21 protein-coding genes are annotated in these 24,882 nt (G+C 50.3%); 14 read left to right on the top strand and 7 right to left on the bottom strand.

Annotated elements, in window-relative coordinates:
• The 4 genes from AACZ64_RS07125 (at nt 1) to AACZ64_RS07110 (ending at nt 2,610) form a co-directional block, all read left to right on the top strand.
• A complete protein-coding gene (locus tag AACZ64_RS07125) occupies nt 1–525 on the top strand; it encodes a pyridoxamine 5'-phosphate oxidase family protein (RefSeq protein ID WP_293615322.1) in 525 nt (174 codons plus the stop codon).
• Nucleotides 526–558: 33 nt separating this feature from the next.
• Nucleotides 559–1,047, top strand: coding sequence for a hypothetical protein (locus tag AACZ64_RS07120; RefSeq protein ID WP_293615323.1), 489 nt, complete (start codon nt 559–561; stop codon nt 1,045–1,047).
• A gap of 185 nt (nt 1,048–1,232) precedes the next feature.
• Entirely contained in the window at nt 1,233–2,255 is a 1,023-nt protein-coding gene (locus tag AACZ64_RS07115) for a hypothetical protein (RefSeq protein WP_293615324.1), read from the top strand.
• Nucleotides 2,256–2,427: 172 nt separating this feature from the next.
• On the top strand, nt 2,428–2,610 hold the full coding sequence (locus tag AACZ64_RS07110) for a DUF6435 family protein (protein WP_339639821.1): 183 nt from the start codon (nt 2,428–2,430) through the stop codon (nt 2,608–2,610).
• Between the two features lie 129 nt (nt 2,611–2,739).
• Here AACZ64_RS07110 and AACZ64_RS07105 read toward each other — a convergent pair whose 3' ends face one another.
• The gene (locus AACZ64_RS07105) at nt 2,740–4,428 is read right to left on the bottom strand and encodes a diguanylate cyclase (RefSeq protein ID WP_339639820.1); all 1,689 of its coding nucleotides are present in this window, start codon (nt 4,426–4,428) and stop codon (nt 2,740–2,742) included.
• A 244-nt stretch (nt 4,429–4,672) separates the two neighbouring features.
• On the opposite strand from AACZ64_RS07105, the gene AACZ64_RS07100 reads away from it, so the two are divergent.
• The 3 genes from AACZ64_RS07100 to AACZ64_RS07090 all read left to right on the top strand — a co-directional run bounded on the left by AACZ64_RS07100 (nt 4,673) and on the right by AACZ64_RS07090 (nt 7,332).
• A complete protein-coding gene (locus AACZ64_RS07100; RefSeq protein WP_339639819.1) occupies nt 4,673–4,948 on the top strand; it encodes an acyl carrier protein in 276 nt (91 codons plus the stop codon).
• A 67-nt stretch (nt 4,949–5,015) separates the two neighbouring features.
• Nucleotides 5,016–5,912 (top strand): hypothetical protein, encoded by an 897-nt coding sequence (locus AACZ64_RS07095; RefSeq protein WP_339639818.1) that lies wholly within the window; start codon nt 5,016–5,018, stop codon nt 5,910–5,912.
• A gap of 19 nt (nt 5,913–5,931) precedes the next feature.
• Nucleotides 5,932–7,332 (top strand): class I adenylate-forming enzyme family protein, encoded by a 1,401-nt coding sequence (locus AACZ64_RS07090; protein WP_293615328.1) that lies wholly within the window; start codon nt 5,932–5,934, stop codon nt 7,330–7,332.
• A 232-nt stretch (nt 7,333–7,564) separates the two neighbouring features.
• Here AACZ64_RS07090 and katG (AACZ64_RS07085) read toward each other — a convergent pair whose 3' ends face one another.
• Nucleotides 7,565–9,778, bottom strand: a complete 2,214-nt coding sequence (gene katG, locus AACZ64_RS07085) for a catalase/peroxidase HPI (protein WP_293615329.1) — start codon at nt 9,776–9,778, stop codon at nt 7,565–7,567.
• A gap of 306 nt (nt 9,779–10,084) precedes the next feature.
• Between katG (AACZ64_RS07085) and katG (AACZ64_RS07080) the strand changes: the two genes are divergently transcribed.
• The 3 genes from katG (AACZ64_RS07080) to AACZ64_RS07070 all read left to right on the top strand — a co-directional run bounded on the left by katG (AACZ64_RS07080) (nt 10,085) and on the right by AACZ64_RS07070 (nt 16,449).
• Nucleotides 10,085–12,256, top strand: coding sequence for a catalase/peroxidase HPI (katG, locus tag AACZ64_RS07080; RefSeq protein ID WP_339639817.1), 2,172 nt, complete (start codon nt 10,085–10,087; stop codon nt 12,254–12,256).
• A 358-nt stretch (nt 12,257–12,614) separates the two neighbouring features.
• Nucleotides 12,615–12,986 (top strand): group 1 truncated hemoglobin, encoded by a 372-nt coding sequence (locus AACZ64_RS07075; protein WP_272993745.1) that lies wholly within the window; start codon nt 12,615–12,617, stop codon nt 12,984–12,986.
• A 1,468-nt stretch (nt 12,987–14,454) separates the two neighbouring features.
• Nucleotides 14,455–16,449 (top strand): LTA synthase family protein, encoded by a 1,995-nt coding sequence (locus AACZ64_RS07070; protein WP_036859404.1) that lies wholly within the window; start codon nt 14,455–14,457, stop codon nt 16,447–16,449.
• A gap of 38 nt (nt 16,450–16,487) precedes the next feature.
• On the opposite strand, the gene AACZ64_RS07065 is transcribed toward AACZ64_RS07070, so the two are convergent.
• The 5 genes from AACZ64_RS07065 to AACZ64_RS07045 all read right to left on the bottom strand — a co-directional run bounded on the left by AACZ64_RS07065 (nt 16,488) and on the right by AACZ64_RS07045 (nt 21,388).
• Complete coding sequence (locus tag AACZ64_RS07065; protein ID WP_293614781.1) at nt 16,488–17,702, bottom strand: HAMP domain-containing sensor histidine kinase; 1,215 nt, start codon at nt 17,700–17,702, stop codon at nt 16,488–16,490.
• A 68-nt stretch (nt 17,703–17,770) separates the two neighbouring features.
• The gene (locus AACZ64_RS07060) at nt 17,771–18,514 is read right to left on the bottom strand and encodes a response regulator transcription factor (protein ID WP_051921211.1); all 744 of its coding nucleotides are present in this window, start codon (nt 18,512–18,514) and stop codon (nt 17,771–17,773) included.
• Between the two features lies 1 nt (nt 18,515).
• On the bottom strand, nt 18,516–20,000 hold the full coding sequence (locus AACZ64_RS07055; RefSeq protein WP_036859408.1) for a glycosyltransferase family 39 protein: 1,485 nt from the start codon (nt 19,998–20,000) through the stop codon (nt 18,516–18,518).
• Nucleotides 19,984–21,012 (bottom strand): glycosyltransferase family 2 protein, encoded by a 1,029-nt coding sequence (locus tag AACZ64_RS07050; RefSeq protein WP_293614780.1) that lies wholly within the window; start codon nt 21,010–21,012, stop codon nt 19,984–19,986. Before AACZ64_RS07050 ends, AACZ64_RS07055 begins: the two co-directional genes overlap by 17 nt.
• Nucleotides 21,005–21,388: a GtrA family protein gene (locus tag AACZ64_RS07045; RefSeq protein ID WP_036859414.1), complete on the bottom strand. Its 384-nt coding sequence runs from the start codon at nt 21,386–21,388 to the stop codon at nt 21,005–21,007. The genes AACZ64_RS07050 and AACZ64_RS07045 overlap by 8 nt, the downstream gene beginning before the upstream one ends.
• Before the next feature lie 754 nt (nt 21,389–22,142).
• On the opposite strand from AACZ64_RS07045, the gene AACZ64_RS07040 reads away from it, so the two are divergent.
• The 4 genes from AACZ64_RS07040 to AACZ64_RS07025 all read left to right on the top strand — a co-directional run bounded on the left by AACZ64_RS07040 (nt 22,143) and on the right by AACZ64_RS07025 (nt 24,877).
• Nucleotides 22,143–22,904: a cell division protein ZapB gene (locus tag AACZ64_RS07040; protein WP_036859415.1), complete on the top strand. Its 762-nt coding sequence runs from the start codon at nt 22,143–22,145 to the stop codon at nt 22,902–22,904.
• A 105-nt stretch (nt 22,905–23,009) separates the two neighbouring features.
• Nucleotides 23,010–23,291, top strand: a complete 282-nt coding sequence (locus AACZ64_RS07035; protein ID WP_036861321.1) for an AlpA family phage regulatory protein — start codon at nt 23,010–23,012, stop codon at nt 23,289–23,291.
• Nucleotides 23,291–23,728, top strand: a complete 438-nt coding sequence (locus AACZ64_RS07030; RefSeq protein ID WP_036859416.1) for a helix-turn-helix domain-containing protein — start codon at nt 23,291–23,293, stop codon at nt 23,726–23,728. Before AACZ64_RS07035 ends, AACZ64_RS07030 begins: the two co-directional genes overlap by 1 nt.
• Nucleotides 23,729–23,764: 36 nt before the next feature.
• Nucleotides 23,765–24,877, top strand: a complete 1,113-nt coding sequence (locus tag AACZ64_RS07025) for a tyrosine-type recombinase/integrase (protein ID WP_036859419.1) — start codon at nt 23,765–23,767, stop codon at nt 24,875–24,877.
• Nucleotides 24,878–24,882: the final 5 nt, after the last annotated feature.

Genomic DNA, 24,882 nt, shown 5'->3' with positions numbered 1-24,882 from the left:
ATGAGAGAGTCTATTGTACAGAAACGTATTAATGAAGAAGTGATCAACTTTATCAGCAGCCGGAAAAGCCTGATGTTATCGACCCTCACGATGGAGGGGGCACCCTATGCTTCCTACGCGCCTTTTGCGATTGGCGAGGAATGTCTGTATGTGTTGATCAGTGAAATTGCTCTGCATGCCGTTAACCTTCAGCATTTTCCGGAAGCCTCTGTCCTGATCATCGAGGATGAGGACAGTGCCGGCGAGCTGTTCGCCCGGATCAGGGTAAATTACAGCGTGCAGGCAAAACACATTGAGCCGGATGGCAAGCATTGGGCCGAGGGCATAGCACGATTGGCCGACAGACATGGCGAGCGTATTAATCACCTCAGCCAGTTGGCAGATTTCAAGCTATTTCGACTTGTTCCCCAGGGTGGACGTTATGTGAAAGGCTTTGGTCGGGCATTTTCCCTGGCGGGAAAAACCCTCGCCGGTGAAACAGTGGATCACCTCAGGGATGGTCACCAGAAAAGGGACGTGGCCTGAAATACCCATTAACCGGAGAGGGGGAGAATCGCTATGGAACCACAATTCCTGTGTGTACATCACAGACAGTTTCTGTCGGTTAACCCCTGTATGGCAAGACGTTACTGGGAGCGGTGTATGCAGGAAGGGCAGGTGTTTGTGACACGCAGCCACTATCGGGCAGCGCTCCCCCATTTTGGTAGCGGTTTTGAAATTGCCATGATTCTGTTGGCCAATGACTGTCAGCCGGTACAGGTTCAGGCCGGGGGGTGTGCCGATGTGGACAGGCTAGTGGATGCCGGTCATGGTACGGCTGCCTGTTACAGGCAGTTGGGGCAATTTCATCTAGAGAAGAATTATCTGTTGACGACGTACTATGCGGTACTTGAGGCCGGTGAATTTGTCCGTAGGGATCAGTCTGCCATTTATCGAGAAGCCATTTCCAGGGTGCTGGAAAAAATCAGCGAAGTCTCCCTGGCCAGCTATGGTCTACCCGATAGCGACCCCGCTCAGCGCCACATGCTGAGCCGTGCGATGCATTAGAATCTCTTCACGATTTTCATGATTGACCCCAACAGGGTTGTCCACCATCGAGTCAGTTGTTTTTGGCATAACCGCAATAGGGATCGGGGTTACCATCTGCCCTTGAGCTTGCCTATACTGTGGCACTGTTATACCGACTACAGACCGATGTAACTGAACACGATAATAACGAGAGGGTGGTATCCATGAAAAAAATCAAAGCTGTGGTTTATGGTGTCGGGACAATGAATTCGATCATTACCCGTATGTTGCTCGACAAGGGCGTCGAGATTATCGGGGCCATTTCCCGCAGTCCGGCAAAAGTCGGCAAGGATCTGGGGGAGCTCACCGGGCTCGGGCGCCAGCTGGGAGTCGCCGTGAGCAATGATGCCGCAGAGGTGTTGAGTCGTGGAGCCGATATCGCGGTTATCGCCGTCAACAGCTATATGTCCGATGCACAGGAGCAGCTCCGCCTTTGTGCCGAGCACGGCGTGAATGCGGTGACATTGTCTGAAGAGGCACTGTACCCGTGGGAAACCTCGCCCGAAATTACTGCAGAGCTGGACGGGATCGCCAAACGCACCAGTGTGACTTTGACAGGCTCCGGTCATCAGGACAGCTACTGGCTCAATATGGTAAGTATGCTGATGGGTACCACCCACCGTATAGACACAGTGCTGGGCCAGGCCAGCTGGAATGTCGACGATTACGGGCCCGAACTGGCTCGTGAGCAACAGGTTGGTACCACCCCGGAGCAATTCAACACGTGGCTGGAGTCCGCTTCGCGCCCGCCCACCTTTGGTCGCAACGTGTTGGATGCGCTGGTGGCGGATACCGGGCTGACGCCCGTGTCGATTACCACGACATCGCGGCCGGTATTGGCGACGGAACCTCTGCCGGTCGCCTCGCTTGGAATCACGGTTCCTGTTGGTCATGTTCTGGGTTTTACCGATATCGATGAAATTAAAACCAGTGAAGGGCCGAGCTTTGTGTTTGAGATGACCGGTTGTGTGTATCGGCCTGATCAGGCTGATATGAACCACTGGAAAATCGCGGGGGAGCCCGACGTTGAGCTCTCTAATGGGGCTGTTCCCACTGCCATGACCACCTGCACCCAGCTGGTCAATAGAATTCCCGATGTGATTAACGCCCAGCCCGGCTTTATCACTGCCGAGAAATTACCCCGGCTGCGCTATCGGGCATTCAGTCTGGAAACCTACTTATCCTGACAGAGCTGCCTTGAGGTCGGAAGGTGTGTGGACAACCGAGGACGCTACCCGGTGGTTTGATTATTCCAATCCTCTACCGGGTACCGGTCCAAAATGTCGATTGAATCGTAGGAGTATTGATTGGCCGCTGTCCCATCGCGGTTGCTATGAACCCTGCGACACGAGAATGACTATGTTTGGACTGTTCAGAAAGAATCCGTTGGAAAAGCTGGAGAAGGACTACCAGAGCAAGCTTCAACAAGCTATGGAGGCACAACGATCAGGCAATATTCAAAGGTACGCGGAATTGAGCGAAGAAGCGGACGGTATCTATCAGAAAATCAAAGCGCTGGAAAATACTGACGATCGGGAGTAATGCGCTGGGCAATTCAGTTCAGGAAGCCCGCCCCACATGAATTGCTAAAGGCCAGCCTGCCAAGAGATCGGTTGCCAGGCTACATCGTCATTGGCTGAGCGTATACAGCAGCGCCCCCTCTTTCCCCGATCAACCGGCCTTGATCATACGGTTGCGGCCTGAGGCTTTGGCTTCATAAAGTGCATCGTCCGCGGATTTCAGCAGCCTTTCCAGCTGGTCTCCTGGTTGTGCCAGACAGCTGCCAACACTGACGGTTATTTTTCGTCCCTCCGGTAGCCCGGTCTGCTCGATGCTCAACCGCAGGCGCTCTCCGATCTGCTGTAACGTCGTTTCATCACAAGGTGAAAGCAGCACCAGAAATTCGTCTCCGCCCCAGCGGGCTGCATGATCATAGGGTCTGATACCCGCTTTCAGAAGGCCGGCAACATTGACCAGTGCGCGGTCGCCGACTGCGTGTCCGAAGGAATCATTGATAGTCTTGAAATGATCAAGGTCAAGCCAGATGATGCCGAAGGTATTTTGCTGGCGGCGTGAACGGTCTATCTCCAGCGTCAGTTGGAGATTCATGCCACGCCGGTTGAGCAGACCGGTCAGTGGATCGAGTTTAGTCAGTTCATTGAGTGCCTGTGTACGGTCCTTGACCCGGGTTTCCAGTTCTTCAGTGTGATTGCGAATTGCCTCGGCCATGTCGGAAAAATGGTTGATCAGTCGACCGATTTCTCCCGAACCACTTGGCAGGTCGGCAGGTCGAAGATCGCCACTTTTCACCTTGAGCATGGCATTATCCAGTGCCGCCACCGGTGTCAGGACCAACTTTCGCAGCGCCAGGTGCACCAGCAATATGGCGATTAACAGGATGAGGGTAAACAGCAGCATCATTGCTGCAAAACTACTGACAGGAATCACTTCCTCCAGATCCAGTAGTGTGAGCTCAAACCAGTCCAGCGAGGGAAGGTAGACAACACCTGCCAGATAGCGCTTGCCGTCAATGACCACGAACTGGCTTTTTACCTCGCTGGTATTGCCGCCGACCTCGCGCAGGGTTGTCATTGTATTCCACAGGGCCTGTTGATCGCGCGGTTGGTCAAAGAGCAATTCAATGGTGTTCTTCTGGCCTTCCGGTTTTACCAGGCTGGCGTAATCAATGATGCCGGGGTCGCGGTGTAATTGAATGGCACCTGTGTGATCTACAAACACGGTTGTGATACCGGGTTGCTCGATATCGACAATTTCCTCCAGGAAGGCTTCTAAGGGCAGGCCGGTGCCGACAATACCCAGCGTGTTATCGCCGTCTTTCATTTGCACGTCAATCCACAGCTGGGTAATACCCAACTGTGTATCGGGATTGACATTGATATGAAAGGACTTGTTCAGTTTAAGTAGCTGGTAAAACCAGGCGTCATCGGGCTTGTCACTGTCCAGCGTATAGCGAAGCTGTTTGCCGGCAAACTCGTCGTCGGCGTTGTTGTAGTAATAGGAGCCCGATTCCTTGAGCGCCACAAAATAATTTTGTGCACTAAAGTTTCGACGATAACTTTCCATCTCACGGATGGCAGCGGTGGCCAGTGTGGGGTCATCCTCGTTCTTTGCCCAGTTCTGGATAATGCGGGAATCGGCCATCTGCCGGGCCAGCGCAAGTTCCCGCTCAATCGGTTTGAGTAGGCGGGTACTGTCGTAGCGCACCTGAATGTCGGCGGCGCGCAGACCCCATTCTTCGATAATATTTTTTGCAACCTGTTGGAACAGCAACCAGGCGCACAGAGAGGAAATAACGATGAGGGCTGCCGTCAGAAGTTGAAAACGTGTTTTGATGCTCAAAGAAAACCCCTGATTAAGCCATACGCTAAATTATCATTGGATTACCCGGTGTAGGCAACTGGTCAGTGACTCAAACGCATTTGATTCGACGCCGATTGCCTGCCTGGTACTCAATTTTTTTATTCGAGGACAAATTTCCTGGAACATGTTCCATGTCGGTAGCCACCGTGTTCCAATTTGCGCATCTTGATTACTGGCTTGGATAGAACGGTGGTTATGGTGCAAATTGCCGGATTATATTGAAATGAACAAAACTGCTATTAGAGAGTTGCTCGTTCCCATCCTGCAGGACGCCGGAATTTTTTATCTTCGGGATACTGTTGCCGAAAGCGATTTTGTCGCTGGAGTCTGGGATATTGATCTGGCCGAGTTGGAAATAGACAGTCTGTCGGCGATGGAGCTCTGTATTGGGCTGGAGGCCGAATGGGGGCTGACTGTTTTGCCTGAGGAGCTGAACAGCCTGGGTACACTTAACCAACTGGTTAATAGCGTAGAAAAATATTGTGAACAGACTGTATAAACGGCTTGCCGGGTGCTGTAAGTCACCCAACCAACTGAATAAACTCCATATTACCCTGGAAAACCGGATGACTCCCATGGAGTTGGCCGCCTTGCGTGATGAGTTCATTACCCGAAAAGGGAGTAGCTGGTTGTGGAAAAAAATCATTCAGGTTTTTTTCAAAATCCGAAGAAATATTTTCGGAAAGGACAGTGTTGTCAAAAAATACATTTCGATTAACGCCCGTGAGCTGTCGAAAGTCTGGCTGACAAAACTCCATGATCAATACTTGCTTGCTGCGGGCAACAATGCCCTTGCGCCTTTTGTGCGGAAACGCCTGGGACGGGCTGTCGTTATCTATGAAGCCGGGGGTGATCGCGCCGGCAAAACATTGGTGGTCTGTTTTAGCGGAAACTTCCAGCGCATGATGATGCCGACACCGGTATTTCTGCAGTCGATAGATGCAAACAGTGCCGACGTGGTTTTGCTCCGAACAGAAAAGCACAAAGGTTATCGAACGGGCATCCAGGGACTCACGTCTGATCTGCCGTCATCACTTGCAGCGCTTAAAACCCTGTTGAGATTTGATGAGTACCGCAGAGTCGTGACGGTTGGCACCAGTGGCGGGGCAATGCCTGCCCTGTTATCTGCGTTGTACTGGCATGCCGATGCATGCCTCAGTGTCAGCCCGAATAACCCGGAGGACGACCGCTGGCGTTCATTTACTGACGGTGAAGGGGCTCTGGGGCTTTGCAAGCACTTTGGCATGGGTGAGAACCCGCCTCCTGTGCATATTGTTTATGGTGAGAACAGCATCAAAGACGCTGAGTCTGCGAGAGTGATCGAATCCATCCTCCCGTCAGTGAGTCTTGTTCCGGTGCCGGGGGCCGGGCATGTCGCGCTATTTCCGCTGCTTGAGCGAGGCGAACTGGGTGGTGTTCTGCAGAGGGCGCTATTCGATGCCAGTCTGCCAAGAAGTGGTTGATTTATGACGGTGATTTAATATGGGCTTTTTTGCCAAACTCGCGTCACATGCCGCGAATAAAATGGCGCATCCGGCCATTATTTCGGAGGGCCAGTCACTCACGTACGGTGAGTTTTTCGACTGTGTCAAAAAAACCGCTTTAAACCTTGATGCAGCCGGATTCGGCACGTCAGAAGTGGTGGGGATCCGCATTGAAGACGAAGTTGATCACCTGATAATCAGCCTTGCTCTTTTGGCAACAGGTGCCAGTATTATTACCCTTCCCGGGCATGATTCCCCGCAATTGCGAGCTAATCTGGCCCACAAAGTTTCAGTGACCCGGATAATTGAGTCCGCAGACGCACATAACTTCCTGGATTACCGTTGCGGTGAATCTCTGTCTCCGGCGTTTCTCTCCGTAGGGCAAATAGCTGCTGCCAGTGTTTTGTACTTCAGAACGTCAGGTACCACGGGTGATGTGAACATTGTGCCATTCTGTGAAGCGCAGATTGCCGCCCAGGCAGATCGTCACAGTGAGTATGCTGGGGACCGGTTGCTGAGACTTGCCTCCATCGAACATAACAATTCCAAAAGGCACAGGTTTTATTGCGTCTGGCAGGGTGGAACCAATGTCTTCAAGCCTCGGGGAAAATTTGATCTGGTACAGTTTGTTTTACAGCACCGGGTGAGTTGTCTGGACATTTCACGTATGCATGCTTCGGACCTGACCGCGCTGAATACCGCGGGCAAGCTGTCCGGACTCAAGATCCGTACCGGTGGTTCAGCTGTTCCCTATGCGGTTCGTTGCGCAATTCAGGAAAAATTGACCGCAAACCTTTATGTCAGATACGCCGCCACAGAATGTGGCGCTATATCCATGGCCGGCCCCGACGATCATGATGAAGCGGACGCAGTTGGTATACCACTTGATGGTGTCGAGTTGGAAATAGTGGACGGTGAGGGCTGTCGACTGCCACTTGGTGAACGAGGGGAGATTCGAATTCGGGCCGAGGGAGTAGCCAGTACCTATCTGAACTCACCCTCAGACACGGCAAAAAGATTCAGGGGCGGTTGGTTTTATCCGGGGGATCTGGGGCATATCCATGATGATGGGCAGCTCGTACTGGATGGGCGAACCGATGACATGATCATTCTCAATGGGCTCAATATCTTTCCCGCCGAGATTGAGAGAGTGCTGGAGAGCCACCCTGATGTCGACTGTGTGGCGGCACTTGGGTTGCCTTCGCAGGTGCATGGGCAAATCCCGGTTGCTGCCGTTATCCTTAAGGCCGGAGTATCAGCGACTGCAGTGGAACTCCGAGGTTTTGTCAGGGCAAGTCTGGGATTGAGAGCACCCCGCCGTATTATTGTGCTAGACAGTTTTCCCAGAAACTCCCAGGGAAAAGTGCTGAAAAGAGAATTACTCAAGTTATTTCAATGATTGAAGACGTGAAAATTCTGTTGCTCAGGGAGTTTCCGGTTGTTCTTGAGAATTTTCTGTGAGGATGTTTACCGGATAAAGAAAAACGGCGGTGTTGTTAACACCGCCGTTTTTGTGTCAGTTCCGAAAAAGGATAAATGACCGCTTCTCAGAACCGGAGTCTGGTGCTCGAGTGGCTTTGTTTTTTCTGCCGTTGCGAGCACCTTCCCCGTTGGGATTAAAATTGATCGGGTTAGAAGCGGTCGAGCGTCATTACTTTGTGCCATGCATCGACAAAATCATTGACGAACTTTTCTTTTGCGTCATTGGCAGCATAGACTTCTGCAATGGCACGCAACTCAGAGTTCGATCCAAAAACAAGATCGACCGGTGTTGCTGTCCATTTGAGCTTGCCTGTTTTGCGATCACTGCCCTCATAAATCCCGTCAGTCTTGGCTTTTGACCACTTGGTGGACATATCGAGCAGATTGACAAAGAAGTCATTGCTCAATGTTCCGGGCCGGTCGGTAAATACACCGTGTTTGGATTTTCCGGTGTTTGCATCCAGTGCGCGCATACCCCCCACGAGAACGGTCATTTCAGGCACCGTCAGTGTCAGCAGGCTGGCCCGATCCACCAGCATGTCTGCGGGTGATCTGGAATGGCCCTTGCCGAAGTAGTTGCGGAAACCGTCTGCAGTGGGCTCCAGCACAGCGAAGGAGTCGACATCAGTCTGTGCCTGCGTTGCATCGGTGCGACCCGGTTTAAAGGGGACCTCTACCTCCTGACCGGCCTTCTCGGCGGCCTGCTCAATGGCTGCGGCACCGCCCAGAACAATCAGGTCGGCGAGTGATACTTTTTTGCCACCCGATTGTGAGCCGTTAAAGTCTTTCTGGATTTTCTCCAGACGCTTTAAAACCTTGTCAAGCTCTGCTGGGTTGTTCACATCCCATTTGTTCTGTGGCGCAAGACGAATCCGTGAACCATTGGCACCACCGCGCATGTCGGTACCGCGGAAGGTGGCGGCAGATGCCCACGCAGTTCTTACCAGTTCAGAGGTCGTCAAACCTGATTCCAGGATGTCTGACTTCAGCTTGGTGATGTCCTTTGAGTCGATCAGTGGGTGATCAACTGCCGGGATGGGATCCTGCCATAGCATGGTATCTTCAGGAACCTCACTGCCGACATAGCGTGCCCGAGGACCCATATCGCGGTGGATCAGTTTGAACCACGCCTTGGCGAAGGCAAGCTCAAACTCTTCCGGGTTCTTTAGGAAGCGCTGGGATATCTTGCGGTACTCAGGGTCTTCCTTGAGTGCCAAGTCGGTGGTAAACATCATGGGTGCGTGAAATTTACCATCAACGTGGGCGTCGGGAACTGTGCTTGCCGCTGCCCCGCCCTTGGGCTGCCATTGGATGCCACCCGCCGGGCTGCGGGTCTGTTCCCATTCAAAGTTGAACAGATTTTGCAGGAACATCATGCTCCACTGGGTGGGCGCCGAAGTCCATGCGCCTTCCAGACCACTGCCGACGGTGTCTTCAGCGTTGCCTTTGCCGCACTTGTTTTCCCAGCCAAGTCCCTGCTTCTCGATAGGGGCGGCCGTCGGCTCGGGACCGACGCATTCGGAAGGTTTGTGGGCACCGTGGGTCTTGCCAAAGGTGTGGCCACCGGCGATCAGAGCGACGGTTTCTTCATCATTCATCGCCATCCGACCAAAACTTTCCCGGATCTGCTTTCCAGCTGCCACTGGATCAGGATTACCGCCGGGACCTTCCGGATTGACGTAAATGAGACCCATTTGGGTGGCAGCGAGGGGGTTTTCCAGCTCACCTTTCTTGTTGTAACGCTCTCGCCCCATCATCTCGGCTTCCGGGCCCCAATAGACAAGATCTGGCTCCCAGTCATCGGTTCGGCCTCCGGCAAAGCCGTAGGTTTTGAAGCCCATGGATTCCAGCGCCACATTGCCGCTCAGAACCATCAGATCGGCCCAGGAAAGGCTGCGACCGTATTTTTGCTTGATCGGCCACAATAAGCGCCGGGCCTTGTCGAGATTCACGTTGTCCGGCCAGCTGTTCAGTGGTTCAAATCGTTGTTGTCCCCCAGCAGCACCACCGCGGCCGTCAGCGACACGGTAGGTGCCCGCAGAGTGCCATGCCATCCGGATGAAGAAAGGTCCGTAGTGGCCATAGTCTGCCGGCCACCAGTCCTGCGGCGTCTTCATCAACGTCTTAATGTCCTTTTTGACAGCCTCGAGATCCAGGCTTTCGAATGCCTTGGCATAGTCGAAGTCGTCGCCCATCGGATTGGACTCCTGGCTGTGCTGGCGAAGCGGACTCAGGTTCAGCTTTTCAGGCCACCAGAATTGGTTGGATTTTGGCTCACCCATGGCCATCGCCGTACTGGGTGTCATGACTTGCGACACGGCTATCACCAGAGCAGCAACTATAGGTGTTGTTTTTGTAAGCATTGACGTAGCTCCCATAAGATACAAAAAATAAAGTAGTTCAATACACAATATAGCGTAGCCTCGCGTAAATACGGCATTTACATTCACTATGAAATGGATTGAAAAATTATATTGGTAACGGTGAGCACACTGATCGTTCCATGTCTGGTGTAACGTGGTAGCGTGTACCGTCAAAAGATCGCTGATGAACTGATCGGCATATTGGCAGACAGCTGGAGAATCTTCCGGGTAGTATTATTTTTCCGCAACTGGATATCAGGCATCCTGCTACTATAATTTTCTGAATACTCGAAGAGGGACTTGAAAATGGATAACAACGCGACGACAGGTGGCAAGTGCCCGGTGATGCATGGCGGCGCCACATCAACCGGTATGTCGAACATGGAGTGGTGGCCGGCTGCCCTGAATCTCGACATTCTACATCAGCACGATATCAAGACCAATCCGATGGGAGAGGGCTTCAGTTATCGCGAAGAGGTTAAGAAGCTGGATGTCGCGGCGCTCAAAAAGGATATGCACGCTCTGATGACCGACAGCCAGGATTGGTGGCCGGCGGACTGGGGACACTACGGCGGGCTGATGATCCGTATGGCCTGGCACTCTGCGGGTACTTATAGGATCGCCGATGGCCGTGGTGGCGGTGGCAAGGGCAACCAGCGTTTTGCGCCGATCAATAGCTGGCCGGACAATGTCAGTCTGGACAAGGCCCGGCGCTTATTGTGGCCGATCAAGAAGAAGTACGGCAATAAAGTCAGCTGGGCCGATCTGATTATTCTGGCTGGCACCGTGGCCTATGAGTCCATGGGCCTGCCTTCTTTCGGCTTTTCATTCGGTCGCGAGGACATCTGGCACCCTCAGAAGGATACCTATTGGGGTGCCGAGAAAGAGTGGCTGGCCCCCTCCGACGAGCGCTATGGCGATGTCGATAAGCCCGAGACCATGGAGAACCCGTTGGCTGCGGTGCAAATGGGTCTGATCTACGTGAATCCGGAAGGCGTCAACGGTCAGCCCGACCCCCTCAAAACCGCCGAACAGGTGCGCATGACCTTTGCCCGTATGGCGATGGACGACGAAGAGACGGCAGCGCTGACTGCCGGTGGCCACACCGTGGGCAAATGTCACGGCAATGGCGACGCCGAAGCACTTGGCCCCGAACCTGAAGCCGCCGATGTGGAAGAACAGGGCTTTGGTTGGAAAAACCCCAACGGTTCCGGCAAGGGTCGCGACACCGTTACCTCCGGTATTGAGGGTGCCTGGACCACCTATCCCACACAGTTTGACATGGGTTACTTCGACCTGCTGTTTGGTTATGAATGGGAGCTGAAAAAGAGTCCGGCCGGGGCCAATCAGTGGGAGCCGGTGAATATCAGGGAAGAGGACAAGCCGGTAGATGTGGAAGACATGACCACCCGCCTTAACCCGATCATGACCGACGCCGATATGGCGATGAAGGTGGACCCCAAATACCGGGCCATCTGTGAGAAGTTCATGGCCGACCCGGCGTACTTTCGCGATACTTTTGCCCGCGCCTGGTTCAAGTTGACTCACCGCGACCTGGGGCCAAAATCCCGCTATATCGGTCCGGAAGTGCCCGCTGAAGATCTGATCTGGCAAGATCCGGTCCCCGCCGGCAATCGCGACTACGATGTGGGCGCGGTAAAGACCAAAATTGCCGACAGCGGCTTGTCCATCGGTGAAATGGTCAGCACCGCCTGGGATAGCGCCCGAACATTCCGCGGCTCCGACATGCGCGGTGGTGCCAATGGTGCGCGCATCCGGCTGGCACCGCAGAAAGACTGGGCCGGCAACGAGCCGGAACGCCTCGCCAGAGTCCTGCCAATCTACGAAAAGATCGCTGCCGACACTGGTGTCAGCATGGCCGATGTGATTGTGCTGGCCGGTAACCTGGGTGTTGAGCAGGCGGCCAGGGCTGCCGGTGTGAATATCACCGTTCCCTTTGCGCCGGGCCGCGGCGATGCCAGCGACGAGATGACGGATGCCGCGTCCTTTGAACCGCTTGAGCCTCTGGCCGATGGCTTCCGCAACTGGCAGAAGAAAGATTATGTGGTCAAACCCGAGGAAATGCTGCTCGATCGCGCTCAACTGATGGGACTGACGGCACCCGAGATGACCACATTGGTGGGCGGCATGAGAGTCCTGGGCACCAACCACGGTGGCAGCCAGCATGGCGTGCTCACCGACCGCGTGGGTGTGCTGAGCAACGACTTTTTTGTCAACCTGACGGACATGGCCTACACGTGGAAGCCCGCTGGCAACAACCTGTACGAAATCCGCGACCGCAAGACCGGTGCAGTCAAGTGGACGGCGAGCAGGATTGATCTGGTATTTGGCTCCAACTCGATCCTGCGTGCCTATGCCGAAGTCTATGCTCAGGACGATAGCAGGGAAAAGTTCGTGCAGGACTTTGTCGCTGCCTGGACCAAGGTCATGAACGCGGACCGTTTCGATCTTGTGTAGTGTTTGGGTTGGCTGAACCCGTTACGCGGGCAGTGAGTCAGGTCACAGTAGTAACTAAAAAGCCCCAACTGATATCAGCTGGGGCTTTTTAGTGTTGGTGGTGGCAGGAATTACTCGCCTCTGCGAGGCTCGGATGGCGGCGTCTACTAAATAAAGTCTATAACTATATGAATAATGTAGTTATATGGCTACGCTGTTTTTATTTATACCCCCATAAATACCCCCAAAAGTAAGCAAGCCGTTAGGGTGTTTTTAGGTATTTCTGCTATCGGTGACTGTTAACGAGAAGTTTTGACCACTTTATTCTTACCCTGTACGCTGGTTTGTTCGAGATAAATAATAATGAAGGTAGGTAATCATGTCAGATAAAACACTTTATGATCGACTCGGGGGCTATGATGCTATCGCTGCATTTGCTGAAAATATCATACCTCGTTTTCGACAAGACGAATTGCTAGCTCGCTTTTGGACTCATAGATCAATCGACGAAGTTGCTCGCGAAACACAAACGTTTATTAACTATATTTGTTCTACGACGGGTGGCCCAGTGTTTTATACAGGTCGTGATATGGTCACAGCCCACAGAGGCATGAGGATCAATAATGACGACTGGGATGCACTTTTGTTCCACTTGGATGCGACCTTTGATCATTTTCAAACCGGCGAGATGGAACGAGAAGAGATGATAGCTATGATCAATAGTGTAAAATCAGATATTGTTGAAGCTTAATCTTTCTGGGTTAAGTATTTCCGTAACTTGCAACGGAGTGCAGGTTACGTCTGGGTCTAATATCTCATCACTCTGATGAGGTTTTATCAGGTTTGCCCGCCTCCAGTGCACCTGAACGCAATGATTCAATGCCCATTCGTATCTATACCTCTTGAAGGTATCAGCCTTTGTGTGGTGGGTTGTACCCCTCCCCCATAAACACCCTCATATACCCCCAGATGATAATGCACATAGGTGGGCGTTGCCAGACGATTAGGCATAAAAAAGCCCCGAATATCAGGGCATTGTGGACATCATTGGATATTGTTAGATGTCGAATTGGTGGGGCGGCGGGAGCTTAACTAGTCAATTAATGCTATGATAAATATATAAAATAATAAACTTGATAATAATCAATACTACTATTGGTACTACTAAAATCTTATGTCACTACCGATTCCAAGACATTCAATCCCTGAATGTGGAATTGAATGTCGATCTATCAAATTCAATGTTTGCTGCCTTGCATCACTCCTTGAGTGTCTTGCTCCACCGCTATGGTAAATAGGCAATTGCCTTCACTCGTTGTTGCCATTGTAGTTTTTCTGTACCTTCTTGCGGTTTAGGGGGAATTAGGTCGCTAAATGGCTCTAGTAAAGGTAATTTGTTTTTTATCAGAGCTATGAGCGTGATGTCTACCTGTTTCGGGATGTTGTCTATCAACCTGGCGAGAAATTGAAGCAGTTCGGCCTGAAGGGTGCCAGGCTGCTTGGCATTCCTATGCCAAAAATAGTACTGATGCATCATGTTAGTCGATCAATGGGGCTAAGAACTCCCTTCCCCCACGATTCACCACATGCGTATATATCTCTGTGGTCGCCTTATCTGAGTGGCATAATTATTCTTTAATTGTAGAAAGGTCGTAGCCTGATTTTAGAGTGTGGATAAGCTGAACCTGAAACTATGAAATTTTTCGGGTTTATTGATTTCCTATTGTTGTAGTTGTCTGCTTTATTTTCTTGCGTAGTGAAGATGAGTGCAAATACATCAAATTGTAATTTACCAATAGCTGAATCAATAACAAAGCTAGCAGCTCCCTGATGAATACCTCTATAAACTATCAGTTTGAGCAACATCCTAGATATACTTCAACAGATAGAAAGATTCGGATTCGTAGGTACGAAGTGGTGGGGCAATTTCTAACAAAACAACAATTCTTTTGCTTCCATCTTAACGAATTTCGCGAATCAGCGAAGGCAGCCAAAAATTCAGTAGAAGAGATATGCATACACCTCAGTACTTCCTGGCGTGTGGCTGGAAACGAATACCTGATTTCTATAAAGCCGGTGCAATTGTACTGAATGCCTCTGCGAACTTTGACATTTTCTTGACTTTTTCCTGACACATCACTGATGTCCCTACCTCTATTCTGCACTCCTGTAAATGAATCGCTCGGGTGGACTCCCCGACTGAAACTGAGAGTGCAGGCATGCCTTCATCTTTTTTTTCCAAAAAACACGCAATACCTGAACGTTTGTACCGGTGGTTCAGTTGGGCCGGTGCCTACGCTCCTTTACTGATGTTGTTTTTCGCAATACTTCTTATCGGTAGCCTGTCTCGAACACTTTTGGTTGCATGGCAATTTGACCGGGTTACAGAAACGTCTGTATGGCCTAGTATATTTCTCCATGGGCTACGGGTAGACCTGATCATGGCAGGCATGGCCGTGGCGCCACTGGTCTTGCTTTTGCCAATTCTAGGTAATCGTTTCTGCTGGATTGTTTGGAAACGCTTGACAGGCCTGTGGGCGCTAATCTTCTTTTTTGGATTTCTATTCATGGAGCTCGCAACTCCAACTTTCATCGCCGAGTATGATACCCGGCCCAACCGCCTGTTTATCGAATACCTGAAGTATCCAAAGGAAATACTGAGTATGCTTTGGCAGGGCTATTTGCCGAACGTAGCCGTTGGGGTCTTGTTTTGTATTTTGCTGACCGGTCTGTTCACTTGGTTGATGAAACCCTGGTCGCGGGAAACCGATCCAGGCAGTTACCGCAAAGCGATTTTGGTATGGCCAATCGTGGTTCTAGTTGTATTTATCAGCATTCGCTCCACGACGGGCCATCGCCCGGCTAATCCGGCAATGTTTGCATTGACTTCCGATGTGCTCGTTAACTCACTGATTATAAACTCCACTTGGTCCGTGGCGTTTGCCGTCTACAATCTCAAACATGAAGGGAATGCGAGTGACAAATACGGCGATATGGCGATGTCCGAAATTCTGGACGAGGTCAGGAGCGTACCGTGGCTTAGTAGAACAGAGTTTAACTCCAAAAGTTTTCCGACTCTGCACAATCAAATTCCTATAAAAAATAGACCGCGCCCCCTTAATTTAGTAATTGTTCTTGAAGAAAGTCTGGGCGCTACTTTTGTCGAATCATTAGGTGGCACTCCGGTCACTCCACGCCTCGAAGCCTTGAAAAAATTCGGTTGGTGGTTTGAGAATTTGTATGCAACAGGTACAAGATCTGCCCGAGGCATTGAAGCTGTGGTAGCTGGCTTCTTGCCTTCTCCGGCACGTAGTGTGGTTAAATTATCATTATCCCAAACCAGTTTTTTTACGCTGGGAGAATTGTTGAAGCGCAATGACTACGACACAGGTTTCATTTACGGTGGAGAAGCGCACTTCGATAATATGCGCAGTTTTTTCACCGGCAATGGGTTTGACACGATAGTAGATCAGCACGACTTCCTTAACCCCGCCTTTATCGGGAGCTGGGGTGTAAGCGATGAAGACCTGTTCACTAAGACCCATGAAGACCTTCAGAAGCTTCACGCATCAGGTAAACCTTTTTTTCGCCTAGTTTTCTCGTCTTCCAATCACTCTCCGTTTGAGTACCCTGACAACAGAATTGAGCAATATGACGTAGAGAAGAACACAGTCAATAATGCCGTCAAATACGCTGATTATGCCTTGGGTGAGTTTATAGATAATGCACGGAAAAGTGACTACTGGAAAGATACGCTGTTCTTGATTGTTGCAGATCACGATGCCAGGGTTTGGGGCGATGAGTTAGTCCCCATCAAGAATTTTCAAATTCCAGGGCTGATACTTGGAGCAGATATTGAAAGCCGCCGTATTAAAACGATCACGAGTCAGATTGATCTTGCGCCAACGCTGCTTTCGCTCATGGGTATTAGCAGCAAACATCCTATGGTTGGCCGTGATTTGGTGAGGTTTCCGGACGAACCCGGACGAGCGATGATGCAGTTCAACGATTACTATGCATGGATGGACGATCGCTATAATGTGACTATATTGCGTCCCGACAAAGTGCCTTTAGCAGGAATGTATTCGCGAGAAACCAGAGCCACCCAGTACCTAGAGGATGCCCCGGACGAAACCACCACAAGAAAAGTTTTGGCTCATGCACTTCTCCCTCTGATACTGTATCGCAAGCAAGCCTATGCGCTACCTGAATAACTTGGTCAGAACAGTAGAGTTAGTGTGTGGTCTTTTAATTAAGCGACGTTAACGTGGATCAGAAACTCCGTTCCTTCGTTACTTGATTGTGCGATTTCGAGATTCCATCCCAATCGCTCGCAAACCAACCTGACGATCAACAAGCCAAAGGTGGTGTTACTGAATTCTCCGGCTGTAGATTTCTCACTACTTGGCATTCCAATAACGTTCAGATCTTTAGTTATTTTGTCAGGAAGCCCAGGCCCGAAGTCTCGTACCGAAATTTTGTTCTCGATTAATCGAACCTCCACTTCTGCATGGGTGTGACGTAGCGCATTCTGTAACAAATTACGCAATAACATTCGTACCAAAGCAGGATGAGTAGTGACTCGTAGCTCCGGGCTGTTGTTGGAAACTGTGATGCGTCCGGCATGCTCCGGAAGTCCATGTTCCAGATCATCAATGGTGTTGAGAATGACATCTTGCAGGACTATGGTTCTGGCATCGCCTTCGGACACCTCACTGCGAGCAAGCTCAAGCAGTACCTCCGTATCGTCGCGCATGGTTTGCATGACCCGGCGGATGCGGCCAATGGTTTTTTGATCCGCTGGAGACAGGCTTTGACGTTGTTCTAATACGTTCAAGGCACCACTCATTACGGCCAAAGGCGTGCGTAGTTCATGGCTGGCTAGTTTCACAAAGGATTTTTCGCGTTCGATATGGTTTTCCAGCGCGAAAAGAAATCGGTTAAATGCCTCGGCAATATCGCAAAACTCCTGATCACGATAGTCTGTGTCGATTTTTGGTATTGTAGATCCAGGTGCTGTGTTAAAGACTTCATGAGTGAGCTTTTTGAAAGGACGTACCAAGTATCGGGCTCCTGTGTGGGCAGCAAAAAAGCCGATCAGAATTATCAGGCCAGCCGCTCCAACCAGCATAAGCTGAACCAAGGCCTCACGATTTTCCATGATGGTAATATCTTGGGCCAAAAAGAGCTTGCCATTGGTTGCTTCCAGTTGCTCGCCATGGATTAGCAACGTTGTTTGATCTATCTCGATTTCCTCTGAAAACGGCAACAAACGACTCTGAAAATATTCCGGAAGTATAAGCTCCGTTTCACCTTTTGGTAGGTAAATGGCTTCCAGTTGCGCCGTTTTTATTGGTTGAAAACTCCCTTCCTGAATTTGCTTCTTGAAATACTCTGCGTCTGCTTTCAGTTCAAGGTCAAGAATGGTGTTTTCAACGTCATTAACAAATACCTCAACAATGAACATCGAGGTTGCGGTCGTAGTGGCAATCAAAAAAAATAGAGTTCGGGACAACCGTATGGTCAAAGATGACTTCATGGCGTATCTTCGCCCCTATTTGCTGGTACGTCCAAACGATACCCACGACCATGGATTGTTTTTACCAGCCCGTTGCCCAGGCTCGCTTGCAGGGATTTTCGAAGTGTGTAGATATGTGTGCGAAGACTATTGCCTTCCGGTTCCCCATGATGGGCGCCCCATACGGCATCAGTTAGCGCCTCGTGGCTGAGAAAGCTCGGATACGCTCGCATCAACAATTCAAAAAGACGAGCTGGTGTGCCGGACAAATCTGTTTTCAACCCACGCAGTTCCACTTCCAGTGTGCCTGGATCGAATCGAACATCCCCAGCTCTCAAGACCGGTCTCTGTGGCGAATAGCGCCGATGGAGAGCTTCAACCCGTATCTGTAATTCACGCAGTTCAAACGGCTTCACAAGATAATCATCGGCACCAGAATCAAACCCTTTTTCTTTGTCGGCCAGGGCGCTTAGTGCTGTCATCAAAATAATAGGAGTCTGGCATTGCAGATCTTGTCGGATACGACAACAAATATCATAGCCATTGACGCCGGGCAGCATAAGATCGAGTACGATAACGTCATAGGTGTGTGTGGCCAGTAAATGCAGAGCGGTCAAGCCATCAGCAGCGAAATCTAGTGTGTAGCGATTTTCACCTAGGAACTCGAACAGGTTTTCTGCAAGATCCACTTCGTCTTCGACAATCAATAACCTGAGAGGAGATTGTAAAGTAGGTTCGAGAGAAGTCTGATCAGATGTCATTTTAGCGAACTCCGTTGGCATTAGACACTGGTTGCTTGTTGTGGATCAATCCTTCAATAACCAACAATTGATAGCGTTTATTTTCCATAATCTTTAGAGCTGACGAAGATAAATTAGCTACTTTGTCCTCTGACCAGTCTCTGGGAATTGCGACGTATAAGCTTTTAAACCTGTTGGCACTTGACAAGATTTTCAAATCGTTCTGCGTTACTTCCAAAGCATTTCCACCTGAGTAAAATCTGGCTGAAAATGGCAGATCATTCAAATAGATCAATGGGCTGTCATCGGCTTCCTTGATCAATTGATAATAGTTTACCAGTTCTTTTTCTGTTTTGAGCGGTGCCCAACCTGCTGCGGTTAGGCTCACGAATACGGTTAATAAAACCGGCACAAGCGCGACTATTCCACCCCGCATACGACATAAATATAAAGACTCCCATCGCGACACCCAGCGGCCGATAAGAATAGCTGTAAACGGCAACGAGGGCAGTATATACGTCCAGAGTGTATTTCCCGCGAGTGTGAAAAACAGCATTGGCGCTAGTGCGCTAATCAGCAAAAAGCTAACACCAGCGTTTGATGTGATCTTATGTACAACGCCTTTTCTTGTGCCCCTGAACCAAGTGAGGACTAGACAGACCAATGCAACGATGCCCCAAGGGAAAGATGCCCACAACCAGAAAACCCAAATCATGCCTTTGGGCTGATCGTGAGCGTTACCATAGAGGTCTCCTGCCCACCCTGGATCCAGAAACCGACGGATATGCTCACCCACGATGAAGTAGTCCAGAAAACCGGGGGTCTTTAACTCAGCCAATAGGTACCAGGGGCAGACGAGCAGGGCCGTCATCAGTATTCCTCTTAACCAAGGCAGACGCCGTAGGTTCGTGATCGCTTCCCGCCAGAGGGATAACCACAAAACGATGGGAATCCCGACCAGCACTATGGCCAGCGGCCCCTTCGACAGAAATCCGATTGCCAGTCCAAGAAAAAAAAGCCATCGCCATAGGCCACTTTTCCCTGACATCACTAGACAAAAGCTGACCAAACTAAGCGTGGTGCCCAGCGCCAAGAAGGCGTCTGTCATCACGGCACCGGAGCTGATATAAGTGAGTGCCATGGTTGCGAAGACCAAGCTGCTCCATTGGGCCACTTGTAAATTCCAGAGCTGCCGTGCCAATCGCCAGATCAGTCCGATCATAGCAATCGTTGCCAGCCAAGAGGGAAAACGTAGAGAAAACTCCGAGACACCAAATATATTGATGGCCCCAGCCTGAGCCCAGAATGACAAGGGTGGTTTGCCCCAAAACGGAACCCCGGGCTCAAACCATGGGGTGATCCAGTCACCAGTTTCAGCCATCAAGCGAGCAATTTCTGCGTAGCGCGGCTCGGTGGTGTCGGAAAGTGGAAGTAGTACCATACCAATGAAACGACTAACAAGTACCGCTGCCAATATCAGCATCCAGAGGTTAAACCGCTTTGACATGACGCACCTCAGTTCTATGGCGACTGGCCTGTTGAGGTATGCCATTCCAGCCTTCAATCACTTCCTCTGTCAGGTACGCCGGGCGCTGCTTCGACTCCATATAGGTCTTGCCGACGTATTCACCTACGATGCCCACACCCATCAATTGAATGCCACCCAGAAAGCTGATGATGGCGACAAGCGACGGATAACCGTTGGTTGCATCACCCAGCATGATTGCTTTCACTACAATCCACAACCCGAACGCCCCACCCATGCTGGCCGCGATGAGCCCGATAACGGTTGCCCAGCGCAATGGTGATACAGAAAACGAGGTTAGCCCTTCAAGAGCCAAGCCTATTAACTCGGGGTAATCCCATTTTGTCTCACCTGCCGCCCGGGGCTCACGATCATACTGGATGACCTGAGTAGGCAAGCCGATCCAGGCAAACAATCCTTTCATATAGCGATTGCGCTCCTTGAGTACTAGAAGAGCATCTATTGCTTTTCGGCTCATTAGCCGAAAGTCCCCGGTATCCACCGGGATATTCGTCCGGCTGGTTCGGTTCAACAACCGGTAAAAAAGGTGAGCACTCCAGCGTTTGAACAGGGTTTCGCCCGCTCGTGAGCGACGCTGCATCAGGACAACATCTACACCAGATAGCCAGCATTCAATCATTGCAGGAATCAGTTCAGGCGGATCTTGCAGATCAGCATCTAGCACAATTGCCGCATCGCCCTTAGCATGGTCTAGGCCCGCTGTCATTGCGGCTTCCTTTCCAAAATTTCTGCTTAGTTTGATAAGTCGGATGCTGGGCGTTCGGTTCATAACACTCCGGATATACTGAGCACTGCCATCGTCACTGCCGTCATCTATCAAGACGATTTCCCAATAGATGCTTAACTTGGCAAGCACCGGCAAGAGCCGCTCAAAAAAGAGCGGTAGCATCGGACGCTCATTGAACAGCGGTACCACCACTGATAACAGTGGTTTATCAAACAGCAGAATGGGAGATTCAATGTGTTTATTCATGAAAAACGAACCTCTGATAGATGATGTAATTCATTGCAGCGACAAGACCTGTGGTGGCGACTTGTGAAAGAGTAACGTGAATTGTCAGGACACTATGGAACAGAAAGAAAAAAACGAGATTGCATAGCCAAGCGACAAAACAAGAGCTGACATAGCGCCATATTGTGCGCCTGTGAGAGCCGCTAATACGGAACGTTAGACGTCGTTGGAGGACGTAGTTGAATGCCGCTCCAGTCACGCTCCCACCTGCAGTTGCTCTCATTGGCTCAAGCCCGAGGGTGATTAGCGCCGTCATAACAAACCAGTGAAACAGCGTGGCAAGGCCACCTGCAGCTATAAATCTCTGCAATTGGAGCGGTAAGAAGAACTTGTTCATAAGGGAAACAACCACTTTGGTGACTGACAGAGACTGCAAGATATTGTGTCGGTACCTTAGCCTACCCAGTGTCACGGCTTTGTGAGGGTTTCATCAGGAAAATATCAAAATGTGAAATGATTGAAGTCCGAAAGTTTCTTTAGGTAGTTGATTGCCAAATGCTGCGGCGGAGCTGTTTGGGGATTTGAATATCCCCAAGAGTCTAGATACTCCGCATGGTAAAAATGAACCATCGGAAGAAGCATGAACAAACTTCGTCAATTTAGGGAAGGATTCAAAAAAGTATCAACAAGAGGCTGTTACGGAAAATTTACCGGCTTGCACTCCTGAATTTTCGCAGAGCGTCGCAGTTAGGCATCATCCCAGTTCAGCCAGTGCAGTATCAGCCAGTGCAGTATGGGCATTGCGTCAACTAGTTGAATTTTTGTTCGCTTGTATCCTTGGGGGACTGAGTGGCATGATCGTACGCTAATATTTCAGAACGTCCGGGATGATACCGTCTTGGCAGGGATTCACAAACAGGGATGGCGCAAGTCAGGCAGAGATTGAGGCCGGGTTTCTGGATGATATATGTTCTTTCCTGTGAAGGCGGTGTGGTGCTGGTGTCAACGATTCCAACGACCCCGCTGCCGAAACGATGAATAAACCCAACTACCCGTTGGAGTAGTTATGGGAGAGATTGCCGTTAGCTTGGAAACGAACAAGACTGTGGTAGATTCGCCCACTTTCTAAATATAACAGGAAGTTAACTTCTATGAATTCTGGTTATGACTCTAAAAGTTGTAATGCGTTAGAGAAGCCGTTTTATAAACCTATTGAAGCGGCGTTGCGTTGGTGCAATCTCATTGCTCAAGAGGAAGTGATTCTTCGTGCTGTGGGAGAGGCAGTTATACCTACACCTAGTATGTTCCCCCAATGGCCCTGCTTGCGTGCTAATGCGGAACGCATTTTAGATGCGGTATTGAATGGCGGATTAACTTATGGTCGCGACGGTCGATCTGTTGTGGCGGGTGAACAGGTGGCTAAAGCACGTTTGACCATTCGCCATGCAGACTTAAAAGAGTGGATGCAAAAGTACTATCCTGACCAAAAGCCCGCATTTTTGTTTGATGAAATTGAGAAAGCTACCCACACCGCCATAAATGCAGATACGTTTCGGGCTCTACAGGCAGATCGTGATGCACTAAAAGCTCGTCTTGAAAAAGCTACTGAAGTGTACCGCGAGTTAAAACAAGATAATGATATTATCACTGCCGAACGTGATTCGCTCCGCGCGATAGTTGAAAAAATGTCGGCTCCGAGTGAGCGAGCAGAGACAACATATCTCAATGTTATTGGTGGGTTAGTAGAGTTAATGCTCAGCCAATCACCAGGTGGAAAAGCTCATTCGATATTTAATTCTCAGGGGGCCATTATCGCCGCGTTGCTTGGATACTATGAAGGAAAACCGGGCATTGCAGCTCGAACCTTGGAAGAGAAGTTTGCGGCAGGGAAAAGGAGTCTCAAATCTAGCTGATTTATTACCGCAACTGCGGCTGAGATTGCCGCACCTGCGATGACCGGCGCAAGTTAAAATCATCACTATGAAGTCATGTTCAGCAACACCCAAGAGGGTACTAACATGCTTCAAACCATCCTGCGGCTCCCTGCCGTCAAACAACAAAGCGGCCTTTCTCGCTCTACTCTTTACCTGCGAATTAGCAAAGGGCTATGGACTAAACCCATCTCATTAGGTGGTCGATCTGTTGGTTGGCCTGCCTCGGAAATTGAAACCCTTAATGCCGCTCGGATCGCCGGTAAAACGGATGATGAGATACGTAAGTTGGTTCTTGCCTTGCAGAAAGAAAGGGAAGAATCCTATCGGCTGTTGCTTTCAGGGGTATCTTCCAGTGGGGTTCTCTGATGGCCAACTACAACCCCAATCTGGCAAAAATTCATCGCAATTACACGGTGGAAGAAGTGGCTTCTCTGTTTGGTATCCACAAAAACACGGTGCGGGGGTGGATCAAGACGGGGATGCCTGTTTGTGATGACAGGCGGCCAACGCTGATTCTTGGGTATGAAATACGTCGTTACCTGCAGCGTACACGTACAGCAGGAAAACAACGTTGCAAACCCTTTGAACTCTATTGCATGCGGTGCCGATCACCCAGGAAGCCTGCTGAGAATATGGTTGATTTCACCCCTATAAATGAGACTACAGGTCGGTTAGTGGGGATTTGTCCCGACTGTGAAACGCTGATGAACCGCTACGCGAACAAGTCCAGTTTGGCCCAGATTCGGCAGCATCTGGAGGTGTGCTTCCCGATAGGTCAAAAACACATAAGCAAGACCAGTTAGTTCCCCGTAAACAGTGACTATGTGTGGAGGTATCAGATGACTAGAAAATATCACCCGGATAATGAGCGGATGAAGCGTAAGTATTTCATCTTTTTGAAAGAGGCGAAGCGTCAGGATGACTCATCGGTTGATGCCGTTGCCAAGGCGATAAGTCGTTTTGAAGCCTATACCAAGTGGCGTGATTTTAAGGCGTTTCACTTTGAGCAGGCGGTTGGATTCAAGGCGCACTTAAACAAGTATCGGAATGAACAGACGGGTTCCAGCTTGAGCAAGGCAACCATGAATTCCGCGTTACGCAGCTTGAAGACCTTTTTTCAATGGCTGGCAATGCAGGCGGGGTATAAGTCCCGTATCAATTACACCGACACGGAGTATTTCAATCTGTCAGATAAGGATACAAGGGTTGCCACGGCAAAACGGAATCGGCCTGTACCAACGCTTGAACAGATTCAGCGGGTAATTGCAGTCATGCCTTCTAATACCGTGCTGGAAAAGCGCAGCAGGGCTTTGGTGGCCTTTACGCTGTTGACGGGTGCCAGGGATAGCGCCATTGCTTCATTTAAGCTGAAGCATGTGGATTTGGCTGCCGGGAGCGTTTTTCAGGATGCTCGGGAGGTTAACACCAAGGCCAGCAAGACCTTCACTACGTACTTTTTCCCGGTTGGTGACGATATTCGGCAGATTGTGGAAGATTGGGTTCACTACCTGAAAAATGAGCTGTTATTCGGTAACGATGACCCGTTATTTCCTAAAACCGAGGTAAAGCCAGGTGCACGGCGTGTCTTTGAGTCGGTTGGTGTTCTGAAAGAGCACTGGAGCAATGCCACCCCCATTCGAAAGGTGTTTAAGGAAGCATTCGAGCAAGCGGGACTGCCTTATTTCAATCCCCACAGCTTTCGCAAGACCTTGGTGCAGTTAGGTGAAAAAACCTGCCGTGGCCCTGAAGAGTTCAAGGCGTGGAGTCAGAATCTTGGCCATGATGGTGTGCTGACGACGTTCTATAGTTATGGCGAAGTGCAGCAATCCCGGCAGTATGAAATATTAAAGGCGCTACGGGAGCCGCGTGCTGATGTTCAGTCTAGTCAGGTTGATGAAATTGCCAGGGCTGTGGCACGCGAAATGAGAGCGCATTCTCTCGCCGAGCTATAGTGCTG

Origin of the sequence: uncultured Porticoccus sp., assembly GCF_963975625.1 — a bacterium.
GTDB lineage: Bacteria > Pseudomonadota > Gammaproteobacteria > Pseudomonadales > Porticoccaceae > Porticoccus.
Note: the sequence above shows the minus strand (reverse complement) of the source record. Positions and strands in the feature narration are given on the sequence as shown.